The 1,339-nt window shown below is 29.7% G+C and carries 2 protein-coding genes; both read left to right on the top strand.

Annotated elements, in window-relative coordinates:
- Nucleotides 1–631, top strand: a 631-nt coding sequence (locus C200_RS15910; protein WP_162180163.1) for a hypothetical protein, incomplete at its 5' end; no start/stop codon positions are given.
- A 161-nt stretch (nt 632–792) separates the two neighbouring features.
- Nucleotides 793–1,329: a hypothetical protein gene (locus C200_RS13800; protein ID WP_016212251.1), complete on the top strand. Its 537-nt coding sequence runs from the start codon at nt 793–795 to the stop codon at nt 1,327–1,329.
- Nucleotides 1,330–1,339: the final 10 nt, after the last annotated feature.

Below are 1,339 nucleotides of genomic sequence, written 5' to 3'. Positions count from 1 at the left end.
GCACGCAACGCTGTGTGACGCTTACGTGCTACTGCTACTGCTACGTCAGGAGAACCATGATTTACTTCACTCTAGCAGGAATTCTAAGCAAGAGAATAACGTTAACTATAGCGAACTAAAGGGTGTTTTAAGTGCAACTGCACAAACTAGTAGTAAAAATTTAATTTATATAATTAATCAGAAAATACAATCTACAATTGATGAAATATCAGAAAAAAAAGTTAATCTTTGTTTTAAAACCGCTACCAGAAAGAAAAGTGTAAAAGAATTAAAGAACCTTCAGAATGTTTTAGGGATTATTTTTACAGAACCTGAAGAAAAACTAACTAAAGAATTTGTCCAGCTCATACAAGAAAAAATTAGTCAGGCTTATGAGGAAAAAATAACTTATAAAAATAAGAGGTTGGTTTGTTGTCTGTTTGATGAGTTAAAGCAGGACTTAAGTGCTCTACATTGCTCTATCGATAGCTTAAATACTGGATTTTCAGTTGCTAATGTCAGTGATAAACCCCAAGTGCAGCAGTGTGAATCTGTGCAGTCTCCCATGTTATTTCATCAGCAGCATGAGCAGAATCTGCAGCCTGTTGATAGGGATCGGAGCTGCTATGTAATGTATGAAACTTCAGTTTAAATAGATCTAATAAGAAGTTAAAAGTATATTTTTATCATTAATTAATGATTTATAAAAATTTTAAATAATGTTTTATTTTATTAAAATAAATTTATTTTTTTATAATTTAAACTTATATTTAATGATGATTTAATAAAATTTTATTAGAAGGTAGTTAAATTATGCCTATGACTCGCGAAGACTGGTTTAAAAAAGCAAGCTGTCCAATTAATGAAAGTAATAATGAAAAAGTTACTTTATATTTGGATTTAGATGAGAATGTTTTTTCTTATCATAAAAAAAACAAAAGAATGGACCAAGAAGTTGATGTTGGATATTTTAATGTTTTAAACGTTAAACAAATGAGTTTTCATACAAGTTCTGGTATTTTCTTTGTCGATGAAAGAGCATTTTTAGAGGTTAAAAAATTCTTAGACAATGGTCATGATCTTCAAGTGGTTACTGCTGGGGCATATCCACCCGAGACGATTTCAAAAGTTTTTAATAAGTTAGATATAGACATTAAGCTACAACACGGAGTAAATTATTTTAACCGTTTTGATTTTGGTGCTGGTGAGTCTAAAGCGCTGAATAAGCAAGAATTTATTGATAAGCATCTTAATAATAATAAAGCGATGTTGATCGATGACCAATTTTACAATAAACCAAAAGCAAAAGAAGGTGTTCTTTTTACTTTAATATTGAAGAATTTATATTGAAGAATTTGAA

The sequence above is a fragment of the Piscirickettsia salmonis LF-89 = ATCC VR-1361 genome (assembly GCF_000297215.2).
Taxonomy (GTDB): Bacteria; Pseudomonadota; Gammaproteobacteria; order Piscirickettsiales; family Piscirickettsiaceae; genus Piscirickettsia; species Piscirickettsia salmonis.
The sequence above is the reverse complement of the archived record's forward strand: the minus strand, read 5'-3'. Positions and strand labels throughout refer to the sequence as shown.